The organism is Pseudomonas sp. TE3728, from assembly GCF_056279145.1.
The window spans coordinates 4,210,971-4,234,934 of record NZ_JBWBQT010000001.1 but is presented as its reverse complement, the minus strand read 5'-3'; the positions used below and the strand labels follow the sequence as shown (position 1 = coordinate 4,234,934).

Sequence of the window (23,964 nt, the reverse complement as noted above, 5' to 3'; positions counted from 1 at the left end):
TCCGTGCTTGTTCGGCTATTACGCAGATCTGACTAATAGCACGAACCGCGTTACTTTTCTTTGATGGGTGTGCTGTCCATGACTTTGAAGCGCAACACGCCAATCAACTGACCGTCTTCAGTCAGCACCCGAACCTGCCATTTGCCTGCGGGGTTGCCGGGGAAGTTCTGCTTGTGGGTCCAGGCGCGGTAGCCTTCCTTGCGCCCGCCGTGGATGTCCAGGGGAATACGGTCGACTTCTTTACCGTTGAATATCCAGACGTGATAAATCCGCTCGGCCAGACCCCGCGGAGCGTTGATCGCGGTGTACGCGTACAGCCCACCTCCGCGAATCTGCTCGGCGCTGACTTCTTCCAGGCTCTTGCCGGGGGTGCGGTCCTGCATTTGAGTGCTGATCGCCACATCGGTCATCCACAGCGTCGCCGGTGGAACCCAGGAGCGCAGCACCCAACCAGCGGCGCCGATGCCGACGGTGATGCTGAGGATCGCCAGCGCATTGCGCACAGTGCGAATCGGGAAGATCGAGGCCAGGCTCGGGAACGACAGCAGCATGGCAATGCCTAGCGCCAGCTTGAAGCTTTGGGCGGTGGTCAGGTGCAGGATGACGGGCAGGGCGGTCAACAGGGCCGCGAACAGGGTCAGTGTGTGCAGCGCCAGGAACGCCCAGCGGCGCGGTGCCAGCCATTTGTAGTAGAGCGGGTCAATGATCGAAATCAGCGCCGCCATGCTCAGTAATCCAGTGAAGAACAACTGGCCGCTGTTCCAAGTGGTGGTGATTAAAAAGAACGGCAGGACGAAGAACAGGCTTTCCTGATGGATCATCTGCGTTGCGTAACGCAGCAGTGGCTGGGGTATTTCGCGCTTGAAGACCCTGGCGAACAGCTTGGTGAGGCTGTTTTCCAGCATCAACCAGACCCAGCTGATCAGCATGATGGTGGTGATCCACGTCGCCAGACCTTGTTGGCGATCCACCAGCATGAAGCTGCCGACCCCTGAAATGAAACCGCCGAGCGCAATGACCCCGGGATAGCGCTTCATCAACTCCAGGAGGCGCTGTACGTACAGGGTCAGGTTCGGCATTCGGCGATTCACAATAGTCGTGGGGAAAATCCTCGACAGGGTACCGCCCGAGGGGCCCTGTGGCGAGGCTTGCGGTCACTTTGATCGAACCCAAAACCCTGTGGCGAGGGAGCTTGCTCCCGCTCGGCTGCGCAGCAGTCGCAATATCGGTGAATGCGGTGTGTCTGATAAACCAGGGTGCCGTTTTTCAGGGCCGCTTCGCAGCCCAACGGGAGCAAGCTCCCTCGCCACAGGGCCCCCTCACCACAGGGAAATCATTGCTTTCTGCGGTGAACGCGCCAACCCAATATTGCAAGCACCATCAGCCCAAATCCCCCGACAATCGTCCACATCACCTGGTCATAACTCATCAGCGGCTTCTCGATCCGCAGATACCCCGGTTGCAGCAGCAATTCGCGCATTGCCTTGTTCGCCTCGGCCAGTTTCACGTTTTGCAGTGCCTTGGCCGGGTTGATGAAATGGCCATCCTCGTAGTCGCCAAGGGCGCTCCAGTAATAGTCCGCCAGGGCGCTGTTGCCTTGCACGGCCCAGGCCTGGCGAGCGATGGCGGCTTGCTTGAGACGGGCGAAGGTGGCGGCGTCGAGGCCGTTCTTGAGCAGATCGGCTTTAAGCTCATCCAGCACCTGTTCCGCTGCCAGCACGTCGTCGCGATCGAGGTCGGCGTTCAGGCTCATGAAGCCCACCCCGCCAAATATCTCGCGCTCGGCCGAGGGACCGTAGGACAACCCATGGGCCAGGCGCAATTGGCGATAGAGCGCCCAGTCCAGATAGTCCTTGAGCAGGTCAAAGGTTTCGTCATGTAGGTCTTCCAGCACCGGCTCCGGCACCAGCCAATGCAATTTGGCACCACCGCCGACGAAACCGTTACTCAAATTGCGCTCGTGGGCCGCGCTGGCCTGAATGTCTGGCAGCGGCAGGTGAGCGCTAGGCTCAACCGCTTCGAGCGCACCATAGGCCCGTTCCAGATAGGCCGGCAGGAGGCGGTCGAGGTCGCCGACCACGATCAGGGTCATGTTGTTAGGCGCATACCAGTCCTTGCGCACCTTCTCCAATTGCTCGCGGGTCAGGTGATCGACTTGCGCGCGCTCGGGGCATTTGAGGCCCAGCTCCACCGCCAACTGATTACTGGCGGTATGACCCAGGTCCTGGCGATCCAGCCAGCGTTGCAGATGCGAGTAATGCCCGCCGTCTTCGCGCTCGACCACTTGCTTGGCGACGTTGATCGCAGGGTCGTCGATACGGGTCTGGGTCAGCAGCGCCAATAACAGGTCGAGGACCTTGCGCTGGTTATTCGCCGGAGCTTCGATGACGAAGGTCGTGTCGGCATTGTTCGTATAAGCATTCCACTCGCCGCCCAGGGCCTGCATGCGCTCTTCCAGACCGCCTTCGCCGGTGGCGTCGATGCCGCTGAACAGCAAGTGTTCGAGCAGATGCGGCAGCTCCTTGTCGGCACAGCTGAAATCATCCCGGCCTACGCCAACCACCAACCGGATCGCCACATGCCCGCGCTCCGTACCCGGTTTGAGGACCAATTGCAGGCCGTTGCGCAACGTGTAGCCCTCGACCTGAAAGCGATCCAGGGCGATTGAAGGCAGTGAACCGAGCAACAGACAAGCGAACAGCAGACAACGCATAACGAATTTCCGTACGACCCGCGTAAGTTCAACAGACTTCAGGCAACTGTGGACGTTCAGGGTGAATGAGTGATGTCAGTCAAATCGTCGACCGCCAGAGCACCGGTGTCCGACGTGCCCAACACTGCATAGGCGCTGCTGCAAAACAGTGAATTCAAGCGTCTCATGTCAGCAATCAGCTCCAGATGCAGTGAACTGGTCTCGATACTTTGTACGATCTTTCGGTTTAAACGGCTGACATGAGCGTGGGCCAGGCGGCGCTCCTGTGCGCGAAAGCGACGTTTCTCACGCAGTAACTGACGGGCACTTTCCGGGTCGGCACTAAGAAACACTGATAACCCCAGACGCAGATTGGAAATCAACTGACTGTGCAGCCCCGCCAACTCCTCCAGGCCCACCTCGGAAAAAGACCGGCGTTGCGAGGTTTTCTGCTGCTGAACCTTGCGCAGCATGCGCTCGATCAGATCGCTGGAGAGCTTCAGGTTGATCGCCAGCTCGATGGTTTCCGCCCAGCGCCGACTGTCCTGCTCGCTGAGGTCTTCGCGGGGCATTTGTGCCAGATAGAGTTTGATGGCGCTGTAGAGCGCTTCAACATCATCGGTCAGGCGACGAATTTCCTGGGTGACGGCGGTCTGCTTGCCGCGCAGCACGGCGAGCATGGCTTCGAGCATGCTGTCGACCAGATCGCCGATGCGCAGGGTTTCCCGGGCAGCATTGGCCAGCGCCAGACTCGGGGTGACCAATGCCGTCGGGTCAAGATGCCGTGGTTTGGCCGTGCCATTGATGTCCGGCCGCTCTGGCAGCAACCACGCACAGAGCTTGGCCATCGGCCCGACGCTGGGCAACAGGATCAGGCAACGCACGGTGTTGTAGAGCAGGTGGAAGCCGATGACCATTTCCTGAGGGCTGAAGTCGAGGCTGTCGATCCAGTGTACCAACGGGTCGAGCACCGGAATGATCAGTAGCAGGCCGATCAGTTTGTACAAGAGGCTGCCGAGCGCCACCTGACGGCCGGCCGCGTTCTGCATGCTGGTACTGAGGAAAGCCAGAATGCCGCTGCCGATGTTGGCGCCGATCACCAGGCCGATGGCCACCGGCAGGCTGATCACGCTGGCACCGGCGAGGGTCGCGGTCAGCAAAACGGCGGCCAGGCTGGAGTAGGAAATCATCGCAAACAGCGCGCCGACCAAGGCATCGAGCAGAATATCGCCGGTCAGGGAGGCGAAGATGACCTTCACCCCTTGCGCCTGAGTGATCGGCGCGGCGGCCTCGACGATCAGTTGCAACGCCAGAATGATCAGCCCCAGTCCGATACTGACCCGGCCCATCTGTCCGACCCGGGTCTGCTTGCGCGACAAAAAGAAAATCACCCCGAGGAAAATCAGCAGCGGCGAAAGCCACGACAAGTCGAGGGTCAGCACCCGCGCCATCAGCGCAGTACCCACGTCGGCACCGAGCATGGTCGCCAACGCCGGAGTCAGCGCCATCAGGCCCTGACCGACAAACGAGGTCACGAGCATGGCGGTGGCATTACTGCTCTGGACCATGGCGGTCACCATGATCCCGGCGACAAACGCCAGCCAGCGCCTGGACATGTTATGGGCGATCACATGACGCAAATTGGAGCCATAAACCCGCAAGATGCCGGTTCGGACGATGTGCGTGCCCCAGATCAAAAGGGCCACAGCGGATAGCAGATTGAGCAGGGTGAGCATACAGGCCCCCTGTGGTGGTAGCGCCCCAGTGGGGCAAATCAACGGTGCCGCGCGTTTTTCTACGTTCTGTACTTAAGCTGTAGTTGGCTAACGGTCTGGGCGCCAGCATCGCATAGCTAAAGAGGCGATTGAAACAAAACTGTCATGAAAACAGTTTGCTGTAGAGATGACAAAGGGGCCCGAAGGACGCTGCCGCTCAATTGAAAAGGTGCATGAACCCAACCCCTGTGGCGAGGGAGCTTGCTCCCGCTAGGCTGCGCAGCGGGGGAGATTTCAATTTGGGCAGCAGCGCTGCCGGTGGAATACCGACATCTGCGCCATCTGGTGGGACAAACCGCTGTATTTCAAGGCTGGGTGTATGTGCAAGACAACACCGGGTACACCAGTGAAGGCGGGAAAGTGACGTTTAGCCGGCTGGATATTGATCACAATACGTAATAGCGGATGGTTTTTGGTGCGGAAATGACGAAGGGCCAGACTTGGTGAGTCTGGCCCTTCGTGTTTATTTATAGGTGTACCTGGGAGGAGTCGAACTTCCGTCTCTCCCATGAAATGGGAGTATCCTATCCACTAGACGACAGGCACTGAACAAAACAACAATTCAAAATCACGGTTTCATCTTGCCTGCCGTTCACCCAAGTGCCTACTGTAAAAACTAATAGTTTTTTATAAATAAATGGCATTGGGTTAATAACCGATTGTGCTCATGACCACAGCGCCCATCTGTTTAAAAATTCAGACTCTTGATGCCGTGGCCGGGGAGGGGCATATGGTCGGGTCCGTGACGCGTGCAGCTGGTTTTCCAGACTTGCATTCCTTGTCATTGTCGTTTGACGCGAGTGGGGACGCTAACCATCGAAGTTCTGTGCGTCAACCTTTGAGGGTTCGGCATACCTTTTATAGCTGCGCGCGCGGGTGTGCTTGGGATGCAAAGAAAAAATCTGTCGGATAATTCCTCGATTATCTTGATGTGACTGGCGGTGAATCGAGCGCTGGATAACCTCGGTCCACCTGATTAGTGAGCAAAAAAATGTGGGAGCGAGCCTGCTCGCGATAAGGCCGTCACGTTCAACATTGATGTTGACTGACAGGCCGCTATCGCGAGCAGGCTCGCTCCCACAGATGTTGTGCACTGACTGATTCGTCAGTGCACAGCTTCAGGTTACTGCCCCGGAACATCCTTGCGCAGTTTCACTGGCTCCTGCTGCTTCCTCTTTTTCATCATCGCGGTGCGCATCTTGATGTTGATCGCTTCCACCGCCAACGAGAACGCCATGGCGAAGTAGACGTAGCCTTTTGGCAAGTGAACGTCGAGCGATTCGGCAATCAGCACGGTACCGACCAGCAACAGGAACGACAGCGCCAGCATCTTCAGCGACGGGTGCTTGTCGATGAACTCGCTGATGGTGCCAGAAGCCCACATCATCACTAGTACCGCTACGACAATCGCCGCAACCATGACCGGTACGTGGGACACCATGCCCACCGCGGTGATCACCGAGTCCAGCGAGAACACGATGTCGATGATCGCGATCTGGATGATGGTGTACAGGAAGTTGCCGCCCTTGCCCGAAGGCTCGTCGCCGACTTCATCTTCACCTTCCAGCGCGTGGTACATCTCTTGCGAGCTCTTCCACAGCAGGAACAGACCACCGAAGAACAGGATCAGGTCACGCCCGGAAATACCCTGGCCGAACACTTCGAACAGGTCGGAGGTGAGACGCATGACCCAGGTGATCGACAGCAGCAACAGGATCCGCGTGATCATGGCCAGCGCCAGGCCGAAAATCCGGGTGCGCGCCTGCATGTGTTTGGGCATGCGGCTGACCAGGATCGAGATCATGATGATGTTGTCGATGCCCAGGACGATCTCCAGGGCAGTCAGGGTGAAGAAGGCAACCCAGATTTCAGGGTTGGTCAGCCATTCCATGTGTATTCCTTTGAGCGAGTGTTTAAACCACAAAGGGCCCAGGCTTCAAACAACAAAGCCTGGACCCGTCATGGTGAGTCTTGGGCTTATAGAGTGCTGAACAGCGGGAAAATCCCCATCAGCAATGCAGCGACCAGTATGCACAGGCAAACCAGCACTGCCCACTTCAAGGTGAACCGCTGATGATCACCGAATTCGATACCGGCCAGCGCCACCAACAGATAAGTCGATGGTACCAGCGGGCTCAGCAAGTGGACGGGCTGACCGACGATCGAGGCACGTGCCATTTCCACCGCGGTTATACCGTAATGACTGGCGGCTTCGGCAAGTACCGGTAACACGCCGTAATAAAATGCATCGTTCGACATAAAGAACGTGAACGGCATGCTTACCAGCGCGGTAATCACAGCCAGGTACGGGCCGAGGAAATCGGGGATAACCGCCAGCAGGCTTTTCGACATGGCATCGACCATGCCGGTGCCCGACAGGATACCGGTGAAGATACCCGCGGCAAAGATCAACCCGACCACCGCCAGCACGCTACCGGCGTGGGCCGCAACGCGATCCTTCTGCATTTGCAGGCAAGGGTAGTTGACGATCATCGCGATACTGAACGCCACCATGAACAGCACCGGCAGCGGCAACAGGCCGGCGACCAGCGTGCACATCAGTCCCAGGGTCAAGGCGCCGTTGAACCAGATCAGTTTTGGACGACGGGCATCCGGGAACTGCGAAACGCTGATTTCGCTGTGATCGACTTCATCACCGACCAGGTGCAGTTCACCCAGACGTGCACGCTCGCGTTTACCGTAGAAGTAGGCAATCGCCAGGATCGCCACCACGCCGGCCAGCATCGCCGGAATCATCGGTACGAAAATGGCGGACGGGTCGACATGCAGAGCACTGGCCGCACGAGCCGTCGGGCCACCCCAAGGGGTCATGTTCATCACGCCGCCGGCGAGGATGATCAGACCGGCCATGATCCGCGGGCTCATGCCGATGCGGCTGTAGAGCGGCAGCATGGCGGCCACGCAGATCATATAAGTGGTCGCGCCGTCACCATCAAGGGAAACGACGAGCGCCAGTACGGCGGTTCCGACCGAAACTTTCAACGGGTCGCCCTTGACCAGTTTGAGGATCTTGCGCACGGCCGGATCGAACAGGCCGGAGTCGATCATCAGGGCGAAGTAGAGAATGGCGAACATCAGCATCACGCCGGTCGGCGCGAGTTTAGTGATGCCTTCGAGCATCATCGGGCCGATCTTCGGCGAGAAGCCGCCGAACAGGGCGAAGATGATCGGGATGATGATCAGAGCGATCAGCGCGGACAGGCGCTTGGTCATGATCAGGAACATGAACGTGATGACCATGGCGAAGCCAAGGAAAGTCAGCATAGGAATACTCCAGGCGTAGCGCGGCTAGGGAATGGCGAACCGGATGGGCTCAGCGCAGAACGGGAAGCACGAGACGTACGGGCGGAGTGACAGCGAAGAGGCGGGTAGTAGCGGACATCAGAATCACCATTGTTGTTGTTTAATGGACCGGGCGGGCGATAAAACACTCGCATTGGCCAACCGGTCTGTTGCCGGCAGTGAGGGCGATCCTAATCGGGGAAGCTTTCAGCCAGCTTTCGCGAGTGAAAGCATTGACCGAATGTACAACCGGTCGTCGGCCCGGTTGAAAGGCCGTAAACACGGGGTCAGGAGCAAAAGACATGGGCAAACTTCACACTGGCGGCTGCCACTGCGGACAAATGCGCTATCAATTCAGCGGGCCATTGCACGACATCGCTCACTGCCATTGCTCGATTTGCCGACGGGTCAGCGGCGGGATCGTGACCACCTGGATCACCGTGCCCGCCTCAGCATTTGCATGGGTGGCGGGTACGCCGTCCCGTTACGAGTCTTCGTCCACCTGCGTGCGATATTTCTGCCCAAACTGTGGGGCGCAATTGGCGCTGGTGACGCAGCTCAGCCCCGAGAGCATCGACGTGACCATCGCCACTCTCGACCATCCCGAGCAGGCGCCGGCCGAGCGGCATATCTGGACCGACAGTCGTTTGCCGTGGCTGCATCTGGACGAGCACTTGCCTGGTGAGGTCCAAGAACAACTCTGATCAGAAAACAGACAGGTTCAGCGGCCGGATTGCGCCCATCCAGATCGCGTGCTCGGTGTGGTCGAGCAGATCGTCGCCCGTGTCCGGGTGCAGGAATATCACTAATCCCTTGCGGTTGAGTGCCAGCCACGGCAACACCGCGCCGAGGTGTTGCGGCTCGAACGCCAATTGGCAGCTCCAGTCTGGATGCGGGCCGACCGGGCGTTCGTGCAGGCGACCCATCTTCAGCGGAAACAATTGCGCTGCCTGCTCACACAAGGCCCGTGCCTGCGGCAGGGTGCTGGCATCGAAATAGACATGGGCGTGGTAACCCTTGATCGTTTGCATCTGACTCCCTCTGAATCCTTGTCGAACCCTCGCCGCTTCCCGCAGGTCACACACCATATACGCCGAATAGTAGGGAGCACGGCCATGAAAAATGCCGAAACCCCGGTGGTGAAGGTAGTGCTTTATGGTGCCATGAGTAGCCTGGGCAGTGCGCTGATGGCTGAAATGCTGCGGCGCCAGCATGAAGTGATCGCGATTCTCGATGACCTGAACGCGCTCGCGCCGCGCCCGGGTTTACGCACCAAGGCTGGTGATCTGTTCGATGCCAAGCGGGTCAAGCAGAGCGTGGCCGGCTGTTCGGCGGTGATCTGCCTGCTCGATGCGCCAGGGTTGCCGATGAACAGTGAACACATCGAAAAATCCATCGTGCCCGGCCCGGTCGAAGAGGTGCTAGCGGTGGATGCACTGATCGACGGCATGCAGGCCGCAGGCATTTCCCGGCTGTTTGTGGTGGGCGATTTCGAGGTGCTGGACGACCCGGAAATCGAAGACCCGTTACAACGCCACGCCGCCGAAGAAATCCGCGAGTCTCTGCAAAGCAGCTCTTTGCACTGGACCTTGGTCAATGCACCACGCCGCGTGCCCGGGCTGACCATCGAGCATTTCAGTCACGTCAGCAGTAGCCTGGAACCAGGCCTGGCCGCTGCGCTGGAACGGCTGAACAGGGTAGCCACAGGGATTGCCGATGAGCTGCACCTGAACCTGCATGTGGGTGAGCATGTGAGTTTTATTGCGACGTCGGAATAGTAAAAGATCGCAGCCTTCGGCAGCGCCCACAGGCGCGTAGGAGCTGCCGAAGGCTGCGATCTTTTTGCATTCACACCGCAATCGAAGGCAAAGGAAGACCATTGAGCGATTGCGCACTGCTGGCCTGTTCCGCCATCAACCAATCCACAAACAGCTGAATCAACGCCCCACGCCGTTTGCGCTGGGGCAGGACCACGTAATAACCCAGCCTGGAAATCACCGTGTCGGCAATCGGGCGACACAAAAGACCTTGCGCCAACAAGTTATCCACAAGGTGCCGCCACCCGATCGCAACGCCCTGGCCGCCAATCGCCGCCTGAATCAGCAAGGTGTAATTGTCGAAGCGCAGTTGCCCCGGCGCTGGGGCCGAGGTGATTCCCAACTCGCGAAACACGCCGCTCCAGTCAAACCAGTTGCTGCTGTGTTCGCCTCGCAGGTGCAGCAGTGGAAACTCCAGCAATGACTGGGCCGGCAAGGGCAGGGCACGGTCCTTCAACAGCAGCGGGCTGCACACCGGAAACACTTCTTCGCTGAACAACCAATGGCTCTCGCCCTGCTTGAACCGGCCATCGCCGAACAGCACCGCCACATCAATATCGGTACGCAGCATGTTGTGGCTGCGTTCGCTGGTAACCAAGCTGACATCCACTTGAGGGTTGGCGCTATGGAAGCGGTGCAGACGCGGCATCAGCCAGTACGCAGCGAAGGCAAAATCGGTGGCCACTTGCAACACTTCGTGCTGTTTTTGTGCACTGATTGCGCTCAATCCTGCGTCGATATTCTGCAAACCGAGCTGAACTTGCTCGAACAGAATGGTCCCGGCCTCAGTCAGCTCAATACCGCGATAGATACGATCGAACAACCGTGTAGCGAGCTGTTCTTCCAATCGTTTGATCTGCTGGCTGATGGCCGGTTGCGTGGTGCCGAGCTCCACCGCGGCGGCGGTGAAGCTGCGCTGCCGGGCCGCGGCTTCAAAGGCACGCAGCAGGTCCAGGGACAAATCACCGAGGGCGTCATACATAAGCTGTGCTTATCCTAGTCATTGCCTGGCATGGGCTTTACCACAAAGATTATGGACTCCATGCTCGATCACAGCACTCTCACATAAATATCCACTATGGAATGCCGCGATCACATGAAGCGCAAAAATATTCTTTTCATCATGGCCGATCAAATGGCCGCGCCAATGTTGCCGTTCTACGGCCCTTCGCCTATCAGACTGCCGAATCTCAGCCGCCTCGCCGCTGAAGGCGTGGTGTTCGACGCCGCTTATTGCAATAGCCCTCTTTGCGCGCCGTCGCGTTTTACTCTGGTCAGCGGTCAGTTGCCGAGCAAGATCGGCGCCTACGATAACGCGGCCGACTTCCCCGCCGATGTACCGACCTATGCCCATTACCTGCGGCGCCTTGGTTACCGCACCGCGCTGTCGGGCAAGATGCATTTCTGCGGCCCGGACCAGTTGCACGGCTATGAAGAACGCCTGACCAGCGACATCTACCCGGCCGATTACGGTTGGTCGGTGAACTGGGATGAGCCGGATGTGCGTCCAACCTGGTATCACAACATGTCGTCGGTCCTGCAAGCCGGGCCCTGCGTGCGCACCAATCAGCTGGATTTCGACGAAGAGGTGGTGTTCAAGGCCCAGCAATACCTGTTCGACCACATCCGCGAGGAGGGCGATCAGCCGTTCTGCCTGACCGTGTCGATGACTCACCCACACGATCCGTACACGATTCCCAAAGCTTTCTGGGATATGTACGACGACGCCGACATCCCTTTGCCCGAGACACCTGCACAGGATCAACTTGATCCTCACTCCCAGCGATTACTCAAAGTCTATGACCTGTGGGACAAGCCGCTGCCTGTGGATAAGATCCGCGATGCGCGCCGTGCCTATTTCGGTGCGTGCAGCTATATCGACAGCAACGTCGGCAAACTTCTGCAAACCCTCGAAGAAACCGGACTGATCGATGACACCATCATCGTCTTCTCCGGTGACCACGGCGACATGCTCGGCGAGCGCGGCCTCTGGTACAAAATGCACTGGTACGAAATGGCTGCCCGTGTACCGCTGTTGATCAGTGCACCAGGGCAATTCGGGGCTGGGCGGGTCAGCGCAGCGGTGTCCACTGCCGACCTGCTACCGACCTTTGTGGAATTGGCCGGTGGCTCGCTGGAACCGGGTTTGCCGCTGGACGGCCGCTCGCTGGTTTCGCATCTGCAAGGGCAGGGCGGTCACGACGAAGTGTTCGGTGAATACATGGCTGAAGGCACCATCAGCCCGTTGATGATGATTCGCCGCGGCGCTTACAAATTCATCTACAGCGAAGACGACCCTTGCCTACTCTTCGATGTACATAACGACCCGAAGGAACAGGAAGAACTAAGTAAATCGCCGCAATATCGGCAGCTTTTCGAGGAGTTTCTCGCCGAAGCGCGGGCCAAATGGGATATCCCGGCGATCCACCAACAGGTGCTCGCCAGTCAGCGACGCCGGCGTTTCGTCGCCGACGCCCTGACCATCGGCAAGCTGAAGAGCTGGGATCACCAGCCGCTGGTGGACGCCAGCCAGCAGTACATGCGCAACCACATCGACCTCGACGATCTGGAACGCAAAGCACGTTATCCACAACCCTGCCAAAACCAATAATGTTAAGGGGAAGTCCATGCAAAGGTTATCCACAGTACTGACGGTCGGGCTTCTGGCTCTGGGCAGTGCCTCGGCCTATGCCGAGCAAAGCTGCGAGACGGTGAAAATGGCCGACCCTGGCTGGAGCGACATCGCTGCAACCAACGCCATCACCGGGTTTCTGCTGGACGGCATGGGCTACAAGGCCAAGGTCGACACGCTGGCAGTGCCGATCACCTTTGGCGGTCTGAAGGATGGCCAGGTGGACGTGTTCCTGGGTAACTGGATGCCGGCGCAGCAGGGTTTCTATGACAAGTTCGTGGCCAATGGCGACGTTACGCAACTGGCGAAGAACCTTGATGGCACCGAGTTCACGCTGGCGGTCCCGGATTACGTTTGGGACGCGGGTGTGCATAACTTTAATGACTTGAACAAGTACGCCGACAAGTTTGACAAGAAGATCTATGGCATCGGCTCAGGCGCCCCGGCGAACATTTCGCTGCAAGAGATCATCAAGAAGAATGACTTCGATATGGGTCAGTGGAAACTGATTGAGTCCAGTGAGCAGGCGATGCTGGCCGAAGTGGCTCGGGCGGTGAAGAAACAGAAGTTCGTGACCTTCCTCGGCTGGACGCCCCACCCGATGAACGTGCAGCTGAAAATGCATTACCTGAAGGGCGGCGAGAAGTACTTCGGTGACACCGGCAGCGTTTATACACTGACCCGCAAAGGTTATGCACAGGCCTGCCCGAATGTCGGCAAACTGCTCACCAACCTGAGTTTTACCCAGGAAATGGAGAACAGCATCATGGCTGAGGTGGTGAATAAAAAGGTCAGCAATGCCGAGGCGGCCAAGGCGTGGATCAAGGCTAATCCGGCGGTGCTGGATAAGTGGCTGGACGGGGTGAAGACAGTGGATGGAAAGGATGCGTTGCCGGCGGTGAAAGGCAAGTTGTAATAGTTACCTGTGGCGAGGGAGCTTGCTCCCGCTGGAGTGCGTAGCGCTCCCATTTCGGCAAAACACGGTTTATCTGTCTCACCGAGTTGTCCGGATTTGCGGCTGCTGCGCAACCGAGCGGGAGCAAGCTCCCTCGCCACAATGATCTGCCCACTGCAGACCAATGCTTTACCCTGACGATTTACCCCTTGCCGAGAGGACCCATGGCCTTCCCCAGCCGTCATTCACTCTTCCCCTTCCTGACCTGGTTGCCCCGGCAAACCCGCGCCAGCGTCGGCCGTGACCTGATCGTCGGCCTGAGTGGTGCGATTCTCGCGTTGCCACAATCCATTGCCTACGCCCTGATCGCCGGTCTCCCACCGGAATACGGGTTGTACGCCGCGATTATCCCGGTGCTGATCGCCTGCCTCTGGGGTTCGTCGTGGCATTTGATCTGCGGTCCTACGGCGGCCATTTCCATCGTCCTGTATGCCAGCATCAGTCCTCTGGCCGTCCCCGGGTCGCAGGACTACGTCACGCTGATCCTGCTTCTGACACTCCTGGCGGGCATTTTCCAGTGGCTGCTGGGTTTGCTGCGTTTCGGCGCCTTGGTGAATTTCGTCTCTCACTCGGTGGTGCTGGGCTTCACCCTTGGCGCAGCGGTGGTGATTGCCATTGGGCAACTGCCGAACTTGCTGGGGCTGGATGTGCCCAACCAGGCCACGGCGCTGAACAGCCTGCTGCTGCTGTTCAGTCATCTCAGTGAGGTGGACAAACCCTCGTTGGTACTGGGCCTGGCCACGGTCGGGGTGGGCATCGCGCTGAAACTGCTGGTGCCGCGCTGGCCGACGCTGTTGATCGCTCTGGCCTTGAGCGGATCGCTGGTGTGGCTATGGCCAGCGATGTTCGGCCATGTGCAGTTGGTGAGCGCCTTTGTCGGACGGCTGCCGCCCTTCAGCCCGCTGCCGCTGGATCTGGACCTGGTGTTGCGCCTGCTGCCCAGCGCGGTGGCGGTCGGCATGCTCGGGCTTGTGACGAGCCTGTCGATTGCCCGCTCCTTGTCGGCGCGTTCCCAGCAGTTGCTCGACGCCAATCAAGAAGTCCGCGCCCAGGGTTTTTCGAACATGGTCGGTGCGTTTTTTTCCGGCTCGCTGTCAGCTGGCTCCTTCACCCGCTCGGCCCTGAGCTACGACGCCGGTGCCTGCTCACCGCTGGCGGGGGTTTTTTCCGCGGTGTGGGTGGCGCTGTTCGCCATCTTCGGCGCGGTATTGATCGCGCACATCCCGATCCCGGCCATGGCCGGCAGCATTTTGTTGATCGCCTGGGGATTGGTTGACCATCGCGGCATTCGCGCCTTGCTGCGGGTCAGCCGTGCCGAGTTTCTGGTCATGGCGCTGACCTGTGTCGCGACGCTGTTGCTGGAGTTGCAAACAGCGATTTACGCCGGAGTGCTGGCTTCGCTGTTCTTCTACCTCAAACGCACCTCGCAACCTCGGGTGCAGCATTGGCGTGAGGGCGACGAAGACATTCTGCGAGTCGGCGGTTCGATCTTTTTCGGCGCCAGCCATTACCTGCAAGTGCGTTTGCAACGAATGCACGGCGCGCGGGTGGTGATCGAGGCGCAGCAGATCAACTTCATCGACTATTCGGGCGTGGAAATGCTGCACCAGGAAGCACGACGGCTGCTACGCCAGGATCGCAGCCTGACGCTGCGGCGGGCACGGCCGCAGGTGGTGGAGGAGTTGAGAAAGCTCGAAGGCGCGGAGAAGTGCCCGATCCGCTTCGAAGATTGAAACATCCCACCTTGGAATAAACACCGACCACTGTGGCGAGGGAGCTTGCTCCCGCTCGGGTGCGAAGCGCCCGCAGATTTTAGGATCGCTTCGCAACCCAACGGGAGCAAGCTCCCTCGCCACAGAGAACTAAGCGGCCAATTGCCGACGGAGTTCGGCCAATACCGGCGCGGTATCCGGTCGCACACCGCGCCACAGGTAGAACGCTTCCGCCGCCTGCTCGGCCAACATTCCCAAGCCATCCATCGCCACCGCCGCGCCGTGCTCGCTGGCCCAGCGGCAGAACGAGGTCGGGTCCTTGCCGTACATCATGTCGTAGCAAACCGTCTTGCCCGGCTCGATCAAACTGCTGGCAATCGGCGGTACATCGCCTGACAGGCTCGCCGACGTAGCGTTGATGATCAGGTCCACCGGCTCCTTCAACCAATCGAAACCACTGGCCGATACCGGCCCCAGATCCGCGAACAATTGCGCCAGCAATTCGGCTTTTTCCACCGTGCGGTTGGCGATGATCACTGACGCCGGTTGCTCCGCCAGCAACGGTTCCAGGGCCCCGCGCACCGCACCGCCGGCCCCGAGCAGCAGGATGCGTTTGCCCTTGAGACTGAAACCGGCATTGACCGTCAGGTCCCGCACCAGCCCGGCGCCATCGGTGTTGTCGCCCAGCAGGCTGCCATCGGCCAGTTTGCTCAGGGTATTCACCGCGCCGGCCCGCTGCGCCCGCTTCGTCAAGCTGTTCGCCAGGCGATAAGCGTCTTCCTTGAACGGCACCGTCACATTCGCCCCACGCCCTTCACGGAAAAATGCCCGGGCACAGCCGGAAAAATCATCGAGGGGCGCCAGCAAAGTGCTGTAATCGAGTTTTTGCCCCGTTTGCTCGGCGAACAAACGGTGGATCAGCGGCGACTTGCTGTGGCCAATCGGATTACCGAATACGACGTAACGATCCATCTACATTCCTCAACCGTAGGAGCTGCCGAAGGTTGCGATCTTGACGGCAACCCCGACGATGCAAAAACTCAAACCCTGGAATCAGGCCTTGGCCAACCAATCGCGGTCTTGCAGGAAGTACTCGGTCAGGCGCGCTTCTTCACTGCCCGGCTCGGCTTTCCAGTCGTAGGCCCAGCGCACTTGCGGCGGCAGCGACATCAGGATCGACTCGGTACGCCCGCCCGATTGCAGGCCGAACAGCGTGCCGCGGTCATAGACCAGGTTGAACTCGACGTAACGGCCACGGCGAAACTCCTGGAATTCACGCTGTTTGGCCGTGAACGCATCGTTCTTGCGGCGCTGCACGATTGGCAGGTAAGCGTCGATGAACGCATCGCCAATGGCGCGCATGAAGGCGAAGCTGGTGTCGAAGTCCCACTCGTTCAAGTCATCGAAAAACAAACCGCCGATGCCACGCGGCTCGTGGCGATGCTTGATGTGGAAGTAACTGTCGCACCAGGCTTTGTAGCGCGGGTAGACGTCTGGCCCGAACGGCGCGCAGGCCTGTTCGGCGACGCGGTGCCAGTGCACGCAATCTTCTTCATTACCATAATAAGGGGTCAGGTCGAAGCCGCCACCGAACCACCAGACCGGCTCTTCACCTTCTTTTTCAGCGATGAAAAAGCGCACATTGGCGTGGGACGTCGGTACATGGGGGTTGTGCGGGTGAATCACCAAAGACACGCCCAAGGCTTCGAAGCCTCGGCCGGCCAGTTCTGGCCGATGAGCGCTGGCGGAGGGTGGGAGACCGCTGCCAAAGACGTGGGAAAAGTTAACGCCGCCTTTTTCAATGACCGCGCCGTTTTCGATCACCCGGGTGCGACCGCCACCACCGGCAGGCCTGGTCCAGGCGTCTTCGACGAAACGCGCGCCGCCGTCTTCAGCTTCCAGGGCAGCGCAAATGCGGTCTTGCAGGTCGAGCAGATAGGCTTTTACGGCCTCGGTGCGGGTAGTCATGGCATCACCTTGAATCGGGCAAAGCTACGCGGCGTTCATACAGGCCGGCGGCAAATTGCTGCGTAGGATAACACCGCACCTTGTGCCGTCGCAGTTGACGAAGGTCAAGCTTGGGAGTTCGATAGGACGCTTGGCAAAATGATTTAAGGAAAGTGCAGATGGCAAAGCGTATCCAGTTCCGCGCCCATGGCGGTCCCGAAGTGCTTGAGCATGTCGATTACCAGCCTGCCGAACCCGGCCCGCTGCAGGTGCGCGTGACCAACAAGGCTATCGGCCTGAACTTCATTGACACCTATTACCGCGGTGGCCTCTATGCGCCACCCGCCTTGCCGTCGGGCCTGGGCGCTGAAGGCGCGGGCGTGGTCGAAGCAGTCGGAAGCGAAGTCACCCGCTTCAAGATCGGCGATCGCGTGGCGTACGGCAGCGGCCCATTGGGTGCTTATAGCGACGTTCATGTATTGCCGGAAGCCAATCTGGTACATCTGCCAGATGCCATCAGCTTCGAACAAGCCGCCGGCGTGATGCTCAAAGGTCTGACCGTGCAGTACTTGCTGCGTCAGACGTATGAACTCAAGGGTGGCGAAACCATTCTGTTCCACGCAGCAGCCGGAGGCGTCGGTTCCCTGGCCTGCCAATGGGCCAAGGCCTTGGACGTGAAGCTGATCGGCACAGTCAGTTCAGCAGAGAAAGCCGCCCTGGCGAAAGCCAATGGTGCCTGGGCGACCATCGATTACAGCCATGAAAACGTCGCACAACGCGTGCTGGAATTGACTGATGGTAAAAAAGTGCCGGTGGTGTACGACGGTGTAGGCAAAGATACCTGGCTGACATCGCTCGACAGCGTCGCGCCTCGGGGGCTGGTGGTGAGTTTCGGTAATGCTTCAGGCGCAGTGGACGGAGTGAATCTGGGGATTCTCGCGGGGAAGGGTTCGCTGTACGTGACCCGACCGACTCTGGCGACCTACGCCAACAACGCTGAAAACCTGCAAAGCATGGCCGATGAGCTGTTCGAGATGATCATCAGCGGGAAGCTTACGGTGGACATCAGTCAGCGGTATCCATTGGCTGAAGCGGCCAAAGCGCAGACCGAATTGTCGGCGCGGCGCACGACGGGCTCGACCGTTTTGTTGCCTTGAGGACGCCATCGCGAGCAGGCTCGCTCCCACAGTGGATCTTTGTTGAACCCAAAATCATGTCCACTGGAGACCTAATGTGGGAGCGAGCCTGCTCGCGATTGGCAGCGCTGCGGTCTTAATCCGGGCGCACAACGTGGCCGGTCGCCAGATCGCGAATGACGCTCGGATTCTTGCGCCCACCCAGATTGCCGCCCAGCACCCAATCAAGCTGCCCGCGGAAATACTGCTCCACACGAAGCCGCGTCCGCGCCGCCGGCCGCCCCTGAGGGTTGGCAGAGGTTGAAACCAACGGCCCGACCAACGCACACAAATCCCGCACCAATGGGTGATCGCTAACCCGCAACGCCACCGTTTCATGCACACCGGTAATCCACTGGGGCAACATATTTTGATGCGGCACCAGCCAGGTGTTGGGGCCCGGCCAGGTGCTGGCCATGCGGTCCATCCACAATTCAGGGAAGTCTTCGAAGAGGAAGTCGAACTGGCGAATATTGTCGGCCACCAGAATCAGACCTTTACCCACAGACCGTCCCTTGATCAGCAGCAGACGATCCACCGCCTCTTCGTTCCACGGGTCACAACCCAGGCCCCAGACAGCTTCGGTTGGATAGGCAATGACCGCCCCAGCGCGAACTTCTCGTGCGGCTTGTTGCACACGCCAACTGTTAACCATGAAAGACTCTCCGGAATAAGGCTCTGCGCAGTTTACCGATCTTCCATGCAAAACCTAGCGTCCCCGTGCAAGCCAGCGGCCACTTTCACAGACCGCACGGCCGTCCATTTCCAGTTCCGTCAGCGCTGCCAACACTTTCGACAATGCCCAGCCGCTGGTGATCGCCAAGGCTTCGCTGGTATGGGGCGCCGCGTGGAGCAATATAAGCAGCGGATGAGTCTCTGTCGTCTGCGGCGTTTCCGAGGATAACGGCAGCCGTTGCCAGCCGCGCAAGGCTTCGAGGATGTGCTCGATGGTTTCTACCAGCACCGCACCGTCGCGGATCAGTTGATGACAACCCTTTGCCCCAGGGTGATGGATCGACCCTGGAATCGCATACACCTCACGCCCCTGTTCCGCCGCCAGCCTGGCGGTAATCAACGAACCGCTGGCAACACTCGCCTCGACCACGAGCACGCCGAGGGACAAACCGCTGATGATTCGATTGCGCCGGGGGAAGTTGCTGGGGGAAGGGCCGGCGTCCAGCGGGAACTCCGAAAGGACCGCGCTTCCCGAGGCAATCATGGCGTCCGCCAGTCGCCGATTGTGCTGTGGATAAAAATTTTCCAGCCCCGTTCCAAGTACGCCGACCGTTTGCCCGCCAACGTCCAGAGCCGCCTGATGCGCGGCAGCATCGATGCCCAGGGCCAGACCGCTGGTGATAACAAAACCGGCGCCGGCCAGCGTGCGGGAAAACGCGGTGGCGGTGTCCATGCCCGGTCGCGAAGCACGGCGGCTGCCGACCATCGCCAGCTGTGGTTTTTCCAGAATTACCGGATCGCCCGCGACGAATAACAGCGGCGGCGCATCGCTGATTTGCGCCAGCAACGCGGGGTAGTCAGGTTGGTCCCACATCAGTAAATGCTGGCCCGGGCGCTCTAACCAGGCTAATGCATGACTGGCGCCGTCACGGACTTCAATAGAGCGCCGGCCCTCCGCGCAAGTGAGCGGCAGGCCCAATGCACGCCAGGCGCTAGCCGGTGCGCTGATGGCTTTGGAGGCAGAGCCGAAGGCCTCAAGCAACTTCTTGAAACGCGCAGGGCCGAGTTCCGGCAAACGGTGCAGGCGTAAACGGGCTTCCAGTTCCGCGGGGGAAACGGACATACAGGCAGACAGTGACATAGATCATCCTTGATCGTTATAGAGTCCCATCGAATCGGGAATAAGCTGTGGATAACTCTGTTGGTAACTTGTGAGCAGGCTTAAGGATTTCGCACCTTGTCCATCACCGCCAAGGAGCGCGATGCGTTAAGGACAAGCCCGTAGCTGAGCTTGTCGTAGGTGCGGAATACCATCAGCAGCCCGGCCCGCTCGTCGGGAATTTTCAATGGCTGGCCGGTGATCCGGTCACGCACGGTTTCACCGGTTTTCATCACCACCAGCACATTGCCTTCGGCCAGGCCATCGCGCTGCCCCTTGTTCAGCGTGACGACATCCAGTGCGCCGATCTGGGTGACCCCTCGCGGCACATCAATGATCAAGCCGTTGATTTCGGTTGTCGGGGCACTGGGCATGAAGGTCGAATTGATCGAGCGTTCTTCGCCGCCGAATAAGCGGTCGCCGAGTCGCACTTCCTGAGTGGTGCGTTGCAGGGCCAGGGTGGCGACGTCGCCTTCAGTGGCAATGATTTCGCCGCCACCGATGTCATCGGCGTTGATCCCCAGAAACTCCTTGCTCTGCGGATCGGTGTAGACCTTGCCCTGACGGAAGATGCCGTATACCGGTTGTGCCGGGTCGAAATGACCACGCGCGAATATTCGATCACCGGTGCCGCTGAGCACCCGTTCGGCATCGCCGGCGACGATGTAGGGCGCCTTGTCGAAATCCTCTGCCTTGTCGACGATGCGATTGCTCAGCAGAAAGCTGTTAATCGATTTCAGCGGAATGCTCGGAATGGCGTCGGCCACCGGCGAGCTGCGGATTCGTGGCGAAAGCTTGATGGTACCCCGGGAAGCGCCGCGATTGAGAGTCAGGCGTGGCTGACCGTTGATGTAGACCAGCGACAGCGTATCGCCCGGATAGATGAGATTGGGGTTTTCGATCTGTGGATTGGCCTGCCAAAGCTGCGGCCATTCCCACGGTTCACGCAGGTATTTGGCGGAAATGTCCCAGAGTGTGTCCCCTGCCACCACGGTATATTGCTGTGGAAAACCTTCCCTGAGTTGCACTTGCCCGTGCGCAAAACCGGCCGAGGCCAGAAGGAGCAAGGCGAGTAGTGATTTCCTCATGCGGTGAATCCCTTTATTATGTACGTTCGCGTGAAACGCCAGAGCCCTCGTGGCTCGCTTCCGGCTCATTAATGAAAAGCCGGAAGCTACGTTCACAACGGTAGCCTGCATCCTCGGACTCGCCAGGCCATCGACCCGACTTTACCTCACACGTGCAGCAATTGAGCTTATGGCCATTTTAGACATCCTCGAATTCCCCGACTCGCGCCTGCGCACTATCGCCAAACCAGTGGCTGTAGTGGACGACGAAGTGCGTCAGTTGGTCGATGACATGTTTGAAACAATGTATGAAGCGCCAGGCATCGGCCTCGCCGCGACCCAGGTCAACGTGCACAAACGTATCGTCGTAATGGACCTCTCCGAAGACCGCAGCGAACCGCGAGTGTTCATCAACCCCGAGTTCGAAGTCCTGACTGACGAGGTGGACCAGTACCAGGAAGGCTGCCTTTCGGTGCCGGGTTTCTACGAAAACGTCGATCGCCCGCAAAAGGTCAAGATCAAGGCCCAGGACCGCGACGGCCAACCGTACGAACTGGTCGCTGAAGGCCTGCTTGCGGTATGCATCCAGCATGAATGCGACCACCTCAACGGCAAATTGTTCGTTGATTACCTGTCCACGCTCAAACGCGACCGGATCAAGAAGAAACTGGAAAAGCTCCATCGCCAGAACGCTTGATGCCCTTCTTTCAAAGGCTTGCTGCGGCAAGCCTTTTTCTTTTGCGACTGCTTTGTAATTGAGAGCTTCCCATGACTGAGCCACTGCGCATTGTCTTTGCCGGTACCCCGGAATTCGCCGCCGAACACCTCAAGGCTCTGCTCGACAGTCCTTACGAAATCGTTGCGGTCTACACCCAACCGGACCGTCCGGCAGGCCGTGGGCAGAAACTGATGCCGAGCCCGGTCAAGCAGTTGGCGCTGGAAAACAACATCCCGGTGCTACAGCCGCCAACCCTGCGCAACGAAGACGCTCAGGCTGAACTGGCCGCACTGAAACCGGATTTGCTGGTGGTGGTCGCCTACGGGCTGATCCTGCCGCAAGTGGTGCTGGATATCCCGCGTCTGGGCTGCATCAACAGCCACGCTTCCTTGCTGCCACGCTGGCGCGGTGCGGCGCCGATCCAGCGCGCTGTGGAAGCAGGCGACAGCGAAAGTGGCGTGACGGTAATGCGTATGGAGCTGGGTCTGGATACCGGGCCGATGTTGCTGAAAGTCACCACGCCGATCAGCGCCCAAGACACTGGCGGCAGCCTCCACGATCGTCTTGCGGAGATGGGCCCACCGGCCGTGGTTCAGGCGATTGCCGGCCTGGCTGCAGGCACCCTGGATGGCGAAGTGCAGGACGACAGCCTCGCCACCTACGCACATAAATTGAACAAGGACGAAGCACGCATTGACTGGAGCCGCCCGGCGGTTGAGCTCGAACGTCTGGTTCGCGCCTTCAACCCATGGCCGATCACCCATAGCACGCTGAATGGCGAAGCGCTGAAGGTGCTTGAAGCCGAAGTGAAAGACGTTCCTTCAGAATCCACGTTTTATCCTGTAGGCCAAATCCTCAGCGCGACCAAAGATGGTTTGCTAGTCGCCTGTGGTAAACAGGCGCTGTGCCTGACCCGTCTGCAATTGCCCGGCGGCAAAGCGCTGAACTTCAGCGACTTGTTCAACAGCCGTCGTGAGAAATTCGCCGTCGGCACCGTTCTTGGTCAAACGGCGGACGCTCAATGAATCCACGTCTGGCTGCCGCCAAGGCACTTGCTGCTGTTCTTAACGGGAAAGCCTCACTCAACAGTTCTCTGCCGACGCAAATGGACAAGGTCGAAGACCGCGATCGCGGCTTCACCCAGGACCTGGCGTTCGGCACGGCTCGCTGGCAGCCACGTTTGTCGGCGCTGGCGGCTAAATTGCTGCAAAAGCCGTTCAAGGCAGCTGATGCCGATGTCGAGGCGCTGTTGTTGGTCGGTCTCTACCAACTGCTCTATACCCGGGTTCCGGCCCACGCTGCCATCGGCGAAACCGTCGGTTGCGCCGACAAACTGAAAAAGCCGTGGGCCAAAGCCTTGCTCAACGCCGTTTTGCGCCGCGCCCAACGGGAAAGCGAAGCGCTGCTGGCCGAGCTGGAGCACGACCCGGTGGTGCGCACCGCTCACCCGCGCTGGCTGCAAAAATCCCTCAAAGCCTTCTGGCCTGAGCAGTGGGAAGCCATTTGCGCGGCGAACAACGCGCACCCGCCGATGATTTTGCGGGTCAACCGTCGCCATCACACCCGCGATGCTTATCTCGGGTTGCTGACCGACGCGGGCATCGCCGCCACGCCGTGCATTTACAGTCAGGACGGCATCATCCTCGACGCAGCGGCCGACGTGCGCAGCCTGCCAGGTTTCGCCGAAGGCTGGATCAGCGTGCAGGACGAAGCCGCGCAACTGGCCGCCGATCTGCTGGACCTGGCGCCAGGCCAACGGGTGCTGGACGCCTGCTGCGCACCGGGCGGCAAGACCTGCCACATCCTTGAAGTCGAGCCCAAACTGGCCGGCGTGGTGGCGGTAGATCTGGAAGCCAAGCGTCTGGTGCGGGTGCGGGAAAACCTTGCACGCCTGGGCCTGAGCGCCGAACTGATCGCCGCCGACGGCCGCGACACCGCGACCTGGTGGGACGGCAAACCGTTCCAGCGCATTTTGCTGGACGCGCCGTGCTCGGCCACCGGGGTGATCCGTCGTCACCCGGACATCAAACTGACCCGCCAACCCGATGACATCGCCGCGTTGGCGGTGCTTCAAGGCGAGCTGCTCGACGCCCTGTGGATAACGTTGGAAGTGGGCGGCATTCTGCTTTACGCCACCTGCTCCACGCTGCCGACCGAGAACACCGAAGTCATCGAAGCGTTCCTCGCTCGCACGCCGGGTGCCCGTGAACTCGATATCGCCAGTCAGGCCGGCATCAAGCAGCCCCACGGTCGCCAATTGCTGGCACAGGAAGGTGGCCACGACGGGTTCTATTACGCCAAGCTGATCAAGATTGCCGCCGCGCGCGGTTAACCGGT

21 protein-coding genes, 1 tRNA gene and 1 pseudogene are annotated in these 23,964 nt (G+C 59.5%); 10 read left to right on the top strand and 13 right to left on the bottom strand.

Annotation, left to right across the window (positions count from 1 at the left end; translation table 11 throughout):
* Positions 1-50: 50 nt before the first annotated feature.
* The 3 genes from ACZ89R_RS18550 to ACZ89R_RS18540 form a co-directional block, all read right to left on the bottom strand.
* Complete coding sequence (locus ACZ89R_RS18550) at positions 51-1,079, bottom strand: DUF5924 family protein (RefSeq protein ID WP_123495538.1); 1,029 nt, start codon at positions 1,077-1,079, stop codon at positions 51-53.
* A 254-nt stretch (positions 1,080-1,333) separates the two neighbouring features.
* Positions 1,334-2,713, bottom strand: a complete 1,380-nt coding sequence (locus ACZ89R_RS18545) for a M16 family metallopeptidase (RefSeq protein ID WP_429544982.1) — start codon at positions 2,711-2,713, stop codon at positions 1,334-1,336.
* A 56-nt stretch (positions 2,714-2,769) separates the two neighbouring features.
* Positions 2,770-4,428: a Na/Pi cotransporter family protein gene (locus ACZ89R_RS18540; RefSeq protein WP_429544983.1), complete on the bottom strand. Its 1,659-nt coding sequence runs from the start codon at positions 4,426-4,428 to the stop codon at positions 2,770-2,772.
* 310 nt (positions 4,429-4,738) lie between these two features.
* Between ACZ89R_RS18540 and ACZ89R_RS18535 the strand changes: the two are divergent.
* Positions 4,739-4,866 (top strand): annotated as a pseudogene (locus ACZ89R_RS18535) (polysaccharide lyase family 7 protein); the annotation flags it as partial.
* Positions 4,867-4,941: 75 nt separating this feature from the next.
* Here the strand turns inward: ACZ89R_RS18535 and ACZ89R_RS18530 are convergent.
* The 3 genes from ACZ89R_RS18530 to ACZ89R_RS18520 form a co-directional block, all read right to left on the bottom strand.
* Positions 4,942-5,013 (bottom strand) — tRNA-Glu (locus ACZ89R_RS18530).
* Between the two features lie 577 nt (positions 5,014-5,590).
* Entirely contained in the window at positions 5,591-6,358 is a 768-nt protein-coding gene (locus ACZ89R_RS18525) for a TerC family protein (RefSeq protein ID WP_192345206.1), read from the bottom strand.
* An 86-nt stretch (positions 6,359-6,444) separates the two neighbouring features.
* Positions 6,445-7,752, bottom strand: a complete 1,308-nt coding sequence (locus ACZ89R_RS18520) for a CitMHS family transporter (RefSeq protein WP_429544984.1) — start codon at positions 7,750-7,752, stop codon at positions 6,445-6,447.
* Positions 7,753-8,072: 320 nt separating this feature from the next.
* On the opposite strand from ACZ89R_RS18520, the gene ACZ89R_RS18515 reads away from it, so the two are divergent.
* On the top strand, positions 8,073-8,474 hold the full coding sequence (locus ACZ89R_RS18515) for a GFA family protein (RefSeq protein ID WP_429544985.1): 402 nt from the start codon (positions 8,073-8,075) through the stop codon (positions 8,472-8,474).
* Here the strand turns inward: ACZ89R_RS18515 and ACZ89R_RS18510 are convergent, their stop codons facing one another.
* Entirely contained in the window at positions 8,475-8,801 is a 327-nt protein-coding gene (locus ACZ89R_RS18510; protein WP_052963539.1) for a DOPA 4,5-dioxygenase family protein, read from the bottom strand.
* Positions 8,802-8,885: 84 nt separating this feature from the next.
* Between ACZ89R_RS18510 and ACZ89R_RS18505 the strand changes: the two genes are divergently transcribed.
* Entirely contained in the window at positions 8,886-9,548 is a 663-nt protein-coding gene (locus ACZ89R_RS18505; RefSeq protein WP_429544986.1) for an NAD(P)-dependent oxidoreductase, read from the top strand.
* Between the two features lie 70 nt (positions 9,549-9,618).
* Here ACZ89R_RS18505 and ACZ89R_RS18500 read toward each other — a convergent pair whose 3' ends face one another.
* Positions 9,619-10,569, bottom strand: coding sequence for a choline sulfate utilization transcriptional regulator (locus ACZ89R_RS18500; RefSeq protein WP_429544987.1), 951 nt, complete (start codon positions 10,567-10,569; stop codon positions 9,619-9,621).
* 114 nt (positions 10,570-10,683) lie between these two features.
* On the opposite strand from ACZ89R_RS18500, the gene betC reads away from it, so the two are divergent.
* The 3 genes from betC (at position 10,684) to ACZ89R_RS18485 (ending at position 14,907) form a co-directional block, all read left to right on the top strand.
* Complete coding sequence (betC, locus tag ACZ89R_RS18495; protein WP_429544988.1) at positions 10,684-12,198, top strand: choline-sulfatase; 1,515 nt, start codon at positions 10,684-10,686, stop codon at positions 12,196-12,198.
* Positions 12,199-12,214: 16 nt separating this feature from the next.
* Entirely contained in the window at positions 12,215-13,135 is a 921-nt protein-coding gene (gene choX / locus ACZ89R_RS18490; RefSeq protein WP_429544989.1) for a choline ABC transporter substrate-binding protein, read from the top strand.
* A gap of 203 nt (positions 13,136-13,338) precedes the next feature.
* A complete protein-coding gene (locus tag ACZ89R_RS18485; protein WP_218395733.1) occupies positions 13,339-14,907 on the top strand; it encodes a SulP family inorganic anion transporter in 1,569 nt (522 codons plus the stop codon).
* 129 nt (positions 14,908-15,036) lie between these two features.
* Here ACZ89R_RS18485 and aroE read toward each other — a convergent pair whose 3' ends face one another.
* Complete coding sequence (gene aroE, locus ACZ89R_RS18480) at positions 15,037-15,858, bottom strand: shikimate dehydrogenase (protein WP_429544990.1); 822 nt, start codon at positions 15,856-15,858, stop codon at positions 15,037-15,039.
* A gap of 81 nt (positions 15,859-15,939) precedes the next feature.
* Positions 15,940-16,854 (bottom strand): oxygen-dependent coproporphyrinogen oxidase, encoded by a 915-nt coding sequence (gene hemF, locus ACZ89R_RS18475; protein WP_007902928.1) that lies wholly within the window; start codon positions 16,852-16,854, stop codon positions 15,940-15,942.
* Positions 16,855-17,012: 158 nt separating this feature from the next.
* Between hemF and ACZ89R_RS18470 the strand changes: the two genes are divergently transcribed.
* Complete coding sequence (locus ACZ89R_RS18470; protein WP_429544991.1) at positions 17,013-17,990, top strand: NADPH:quinone reductase; 978 nt, start codon at positions 17,013-17,015, stop codon at positions 17,988-17,990.
* A 115-nt stretch (positions 17,991-18,105) separates the two neighbouring features.
* Here the strand turns inward: ACZ89R_RS18470 and tsaC are convergent, their stop codons facing one another.
* The 3 genes from tsaC to ACZ89R_RS18455 all read right to left on the bottom strand — a co-directional run bounded on the left by tsaC (position 18,106) and on the right by ACZ89R_RS18455 (position 20,930).
* On the bottom strand, positions 18,106-18,663 hold the full coding sequence (tsaC, locus tag ACZ89R_RS18465) for an L-threonylcarbamoyladenylate synthase type 1 TsaC (protein ID WP_429544992.1): 558 nt from the start codon (positions 18,661-18,663) through the stop codon (positions 18,106-18,108).
* A gap of 54 nt (positions 18,664-18,717) precedes the next feature.
* A complete protein-coding gene (dprA, locus tag ACZ89R_RS18460; RefSeq protein WP_429544993.1) occupies positions 18,718-19,824 on the bottom strand; it encodes a DNA-processing protein DprA in 1,107 nt (368 codons plus the stop codon).
* Between the two features lie 80 nt (positions 19,825-19,904).
* Positions 19,905-20,930 (bottom strand): LysM peptidoglycan-binding domain-containing protein, encoded by a 1,026-nt coding sequence (locus tag ACZ89R_RS18455; RefSeq protein ID WP_429544994.1) that lies wholly within the window; start codon positions 20,928-20,930, stop codon positions 19,905-19,907.
* 169 nt (positions 20,931-21,099) lie between these two features.
* Here ACZ89R_RS18455 and def point away from each other — a divergent pair, with 169 nt between their 5' ends.
* The 3 genes from def (at position 21,100) to rsmB (ending at position 23,959) form a co-directional block, all read left to right on the top strand.
* Complete coding sequence (gene def / locus ACZ89R_RS18450) at positions 21,100-21,606, top strand: peptide deformylase (protein ID WP_429544995.1); 507 nt, start codon at positions 21,100-21,102, stop codon at positions 21,604-21,606.
* Positions 21,607-21,677: 71 nt separating this feature from the next.
* Positions 21,678-22,652, top strand: a complete 975-nt coding sequence (gene fmt / locus ACZ89R_RS18445) for a methionyl-tRNA formyltransferase (protein ID WP_429544996.1) — start codon at positions 21,678-21,680, stop codon at positions 22,650-22,652.
* Positions 22,649-23,959 (top strand): 16S rRNA (cytosine(967)-C(5))-methyltransferase RsmB, encoded by a 1,311-nt coding sequence (gene rsmB, locus ACZ89R_RS18440; RefSeq protein ID WP_429544997.1) that lies wholly within the window; start codon positions 22,649-22,651, stop codon positions 23,957-23,959. The genes fmt and rsmB overlap by 4 nt, the downstream gene beginning before the upstream one ends.
* Positions 23,960-23,964: the final 5 nt, after the last annotated feature.

Excerpts from the sequence above, each read along its gene's own strand:
- ACZ89R_RS18550 (WP_123495538.1), bottom strand. The coding sequence starts at position 1,079 with ATGCCGAACCTGACCCTGTACGTACAGCGCCTCCTGGAGTTGATGAAG.
- ACZ89R_RS18545 (WP_429544982.1), bottom strand. The coding sequence starts at position 2,713 with ATGCGTTGTCTGCTGTTCGCTTGTCTGTTGCTCGGTTCACTGCCTTCA.
- ACZ89R_RS18540 (WP_429544983.1), bottom strand. The coding sequence starts at position 4,428 with ATGCTCACCCTGCTCAATCTGCTATCCGCTGTGGCCCTTTTGATCTGG.
- ACZ89R_RS18525 (WP_192345206.1), bottom strand. The coding sequence starts at position 6,358 with ATGGAATGGCTGACCAACCCTGAAATCTGGGTTGCCTTCTTCACCCTG.
- ACZ89R_RS18520 (WP_429544984.1), bottom strand. The coding sequence starts at position 7,752 with ATGCTGACTTTCCTTGGCTTCGCCATGGTCATCACGTTCATGTTCCTG.
- ACZ89R_RS18515 (WP_429544985.1), top strand. The coding sequence starts at position 8,073 with ATGGGCAAACTTCACACTGGCGGCTGCCACTGCGGACAAATGCGCTAT.
- ACZ89R_RS18510 (WP_052963539.1), bottom strand. The coding sequence starts at position 8,801 with ATGCAAACGATCAAGGGTTACCACGCCCATGTCTATTTCGATGCCAGC.
- ACZ89R_RS18505 (WP_429544986.1), top strand. The coding sequence starts at position 8,886 with ATGAAAAATGCCGAAACCCCGGTGGTGAAGGTAGTGCTTTATGGTGCC.
- ACZ89R_RS18500 (WP_429544987.1), bottom strand. The coding sequence starts at position 10,569 with ATGTATGACGCCCTCGGTGATTTGTCCCTGGACCTGCTGCGTGCCTTT.
- betC (WP_429544988.1), top strand. The coding sequence starts at position 10,684 with ATGAAGCGCAAAAATATTCTTTTCATCATGGCCGATCAAATGGCCGCG.
- choX (WP_429544989.1), top strand. The coding sequence starts at position 12,215 with ATGCAAAGGTTATCCACAGTACTGACGGTCGGGCTTCTGGCTCTGGGC.
- ACZ89R_RS18485 (WP_218395733.1), top strand. The coding sequence starts at position 13,339 with ATGGCCTTCCCCAGCCGTCATTCACTCTTCCCCTTCCTGACCTGGTTG.
- aroE (WP_429544990.1), bottom strand. The coding sequence starts at position 15,858 with ATGGATCGTTACGTCGTATTCGGTAATCCGATTGGCCACAGCAAGTCG.
- hemF (WP_007902928.1), bottom strand. The coding sequence starts at position 16,854 with ATGACTACCCGCACCGAGGCCGTAAAAGCCTATCTGCTCGACCTGCAA.
- ACZ89R_RS18470 (WP_429544991.1), top strand. The coding sequence starts at position 17,013 with ATGGCAAAGCGTATCCAGTTCCGCGCCCATGGCGGTCCCGAAGTGCTT.
- tsaC (WP_429544992.1), bottom strand. The coding sequence starts at position 18,663 with ATGGTTAACAGTTGGCGTGTGCAACAAGCCGCACGAGAAGTTCGCGCT.
- dprA (WP_429544993.1), bottom strand. The coding sequence starts at position 19,824 with ATGTCACTGTCTGCCTGTATGTCCGTTTCCCCCGCGGAACTGGAAGCC.
- ACZ89R_RS18455 (WP_429544994.1), bottom strand. The coding sequence starts at position 20,930 with ATGAGGAAATCACTACTCGCCTTGCTCCTTCTGGCCTCGGCCGGTTTT.
- def (WP_429544995.1), top strand. The coding sequence starts at position 21,100 with ATGGCCATTTTAGACATCCTCGAATTCCCCGACTCGCGCCTGCGCACT.
- fmt (WP_429544996.1), top strand. The coding sequence starts at position 21,678 with ATGACTGAGCCACTGCGCATTGTCTTTGCCGGTACCCCGGAATTCGCC.
- rsmB (WP_429544997.1), top strand. The coding sequence starts at position 22,649 with ATGAATCCACGTCTGGCTGCCGCCAAGGCACTTGCTGCTGTTCTTAAC.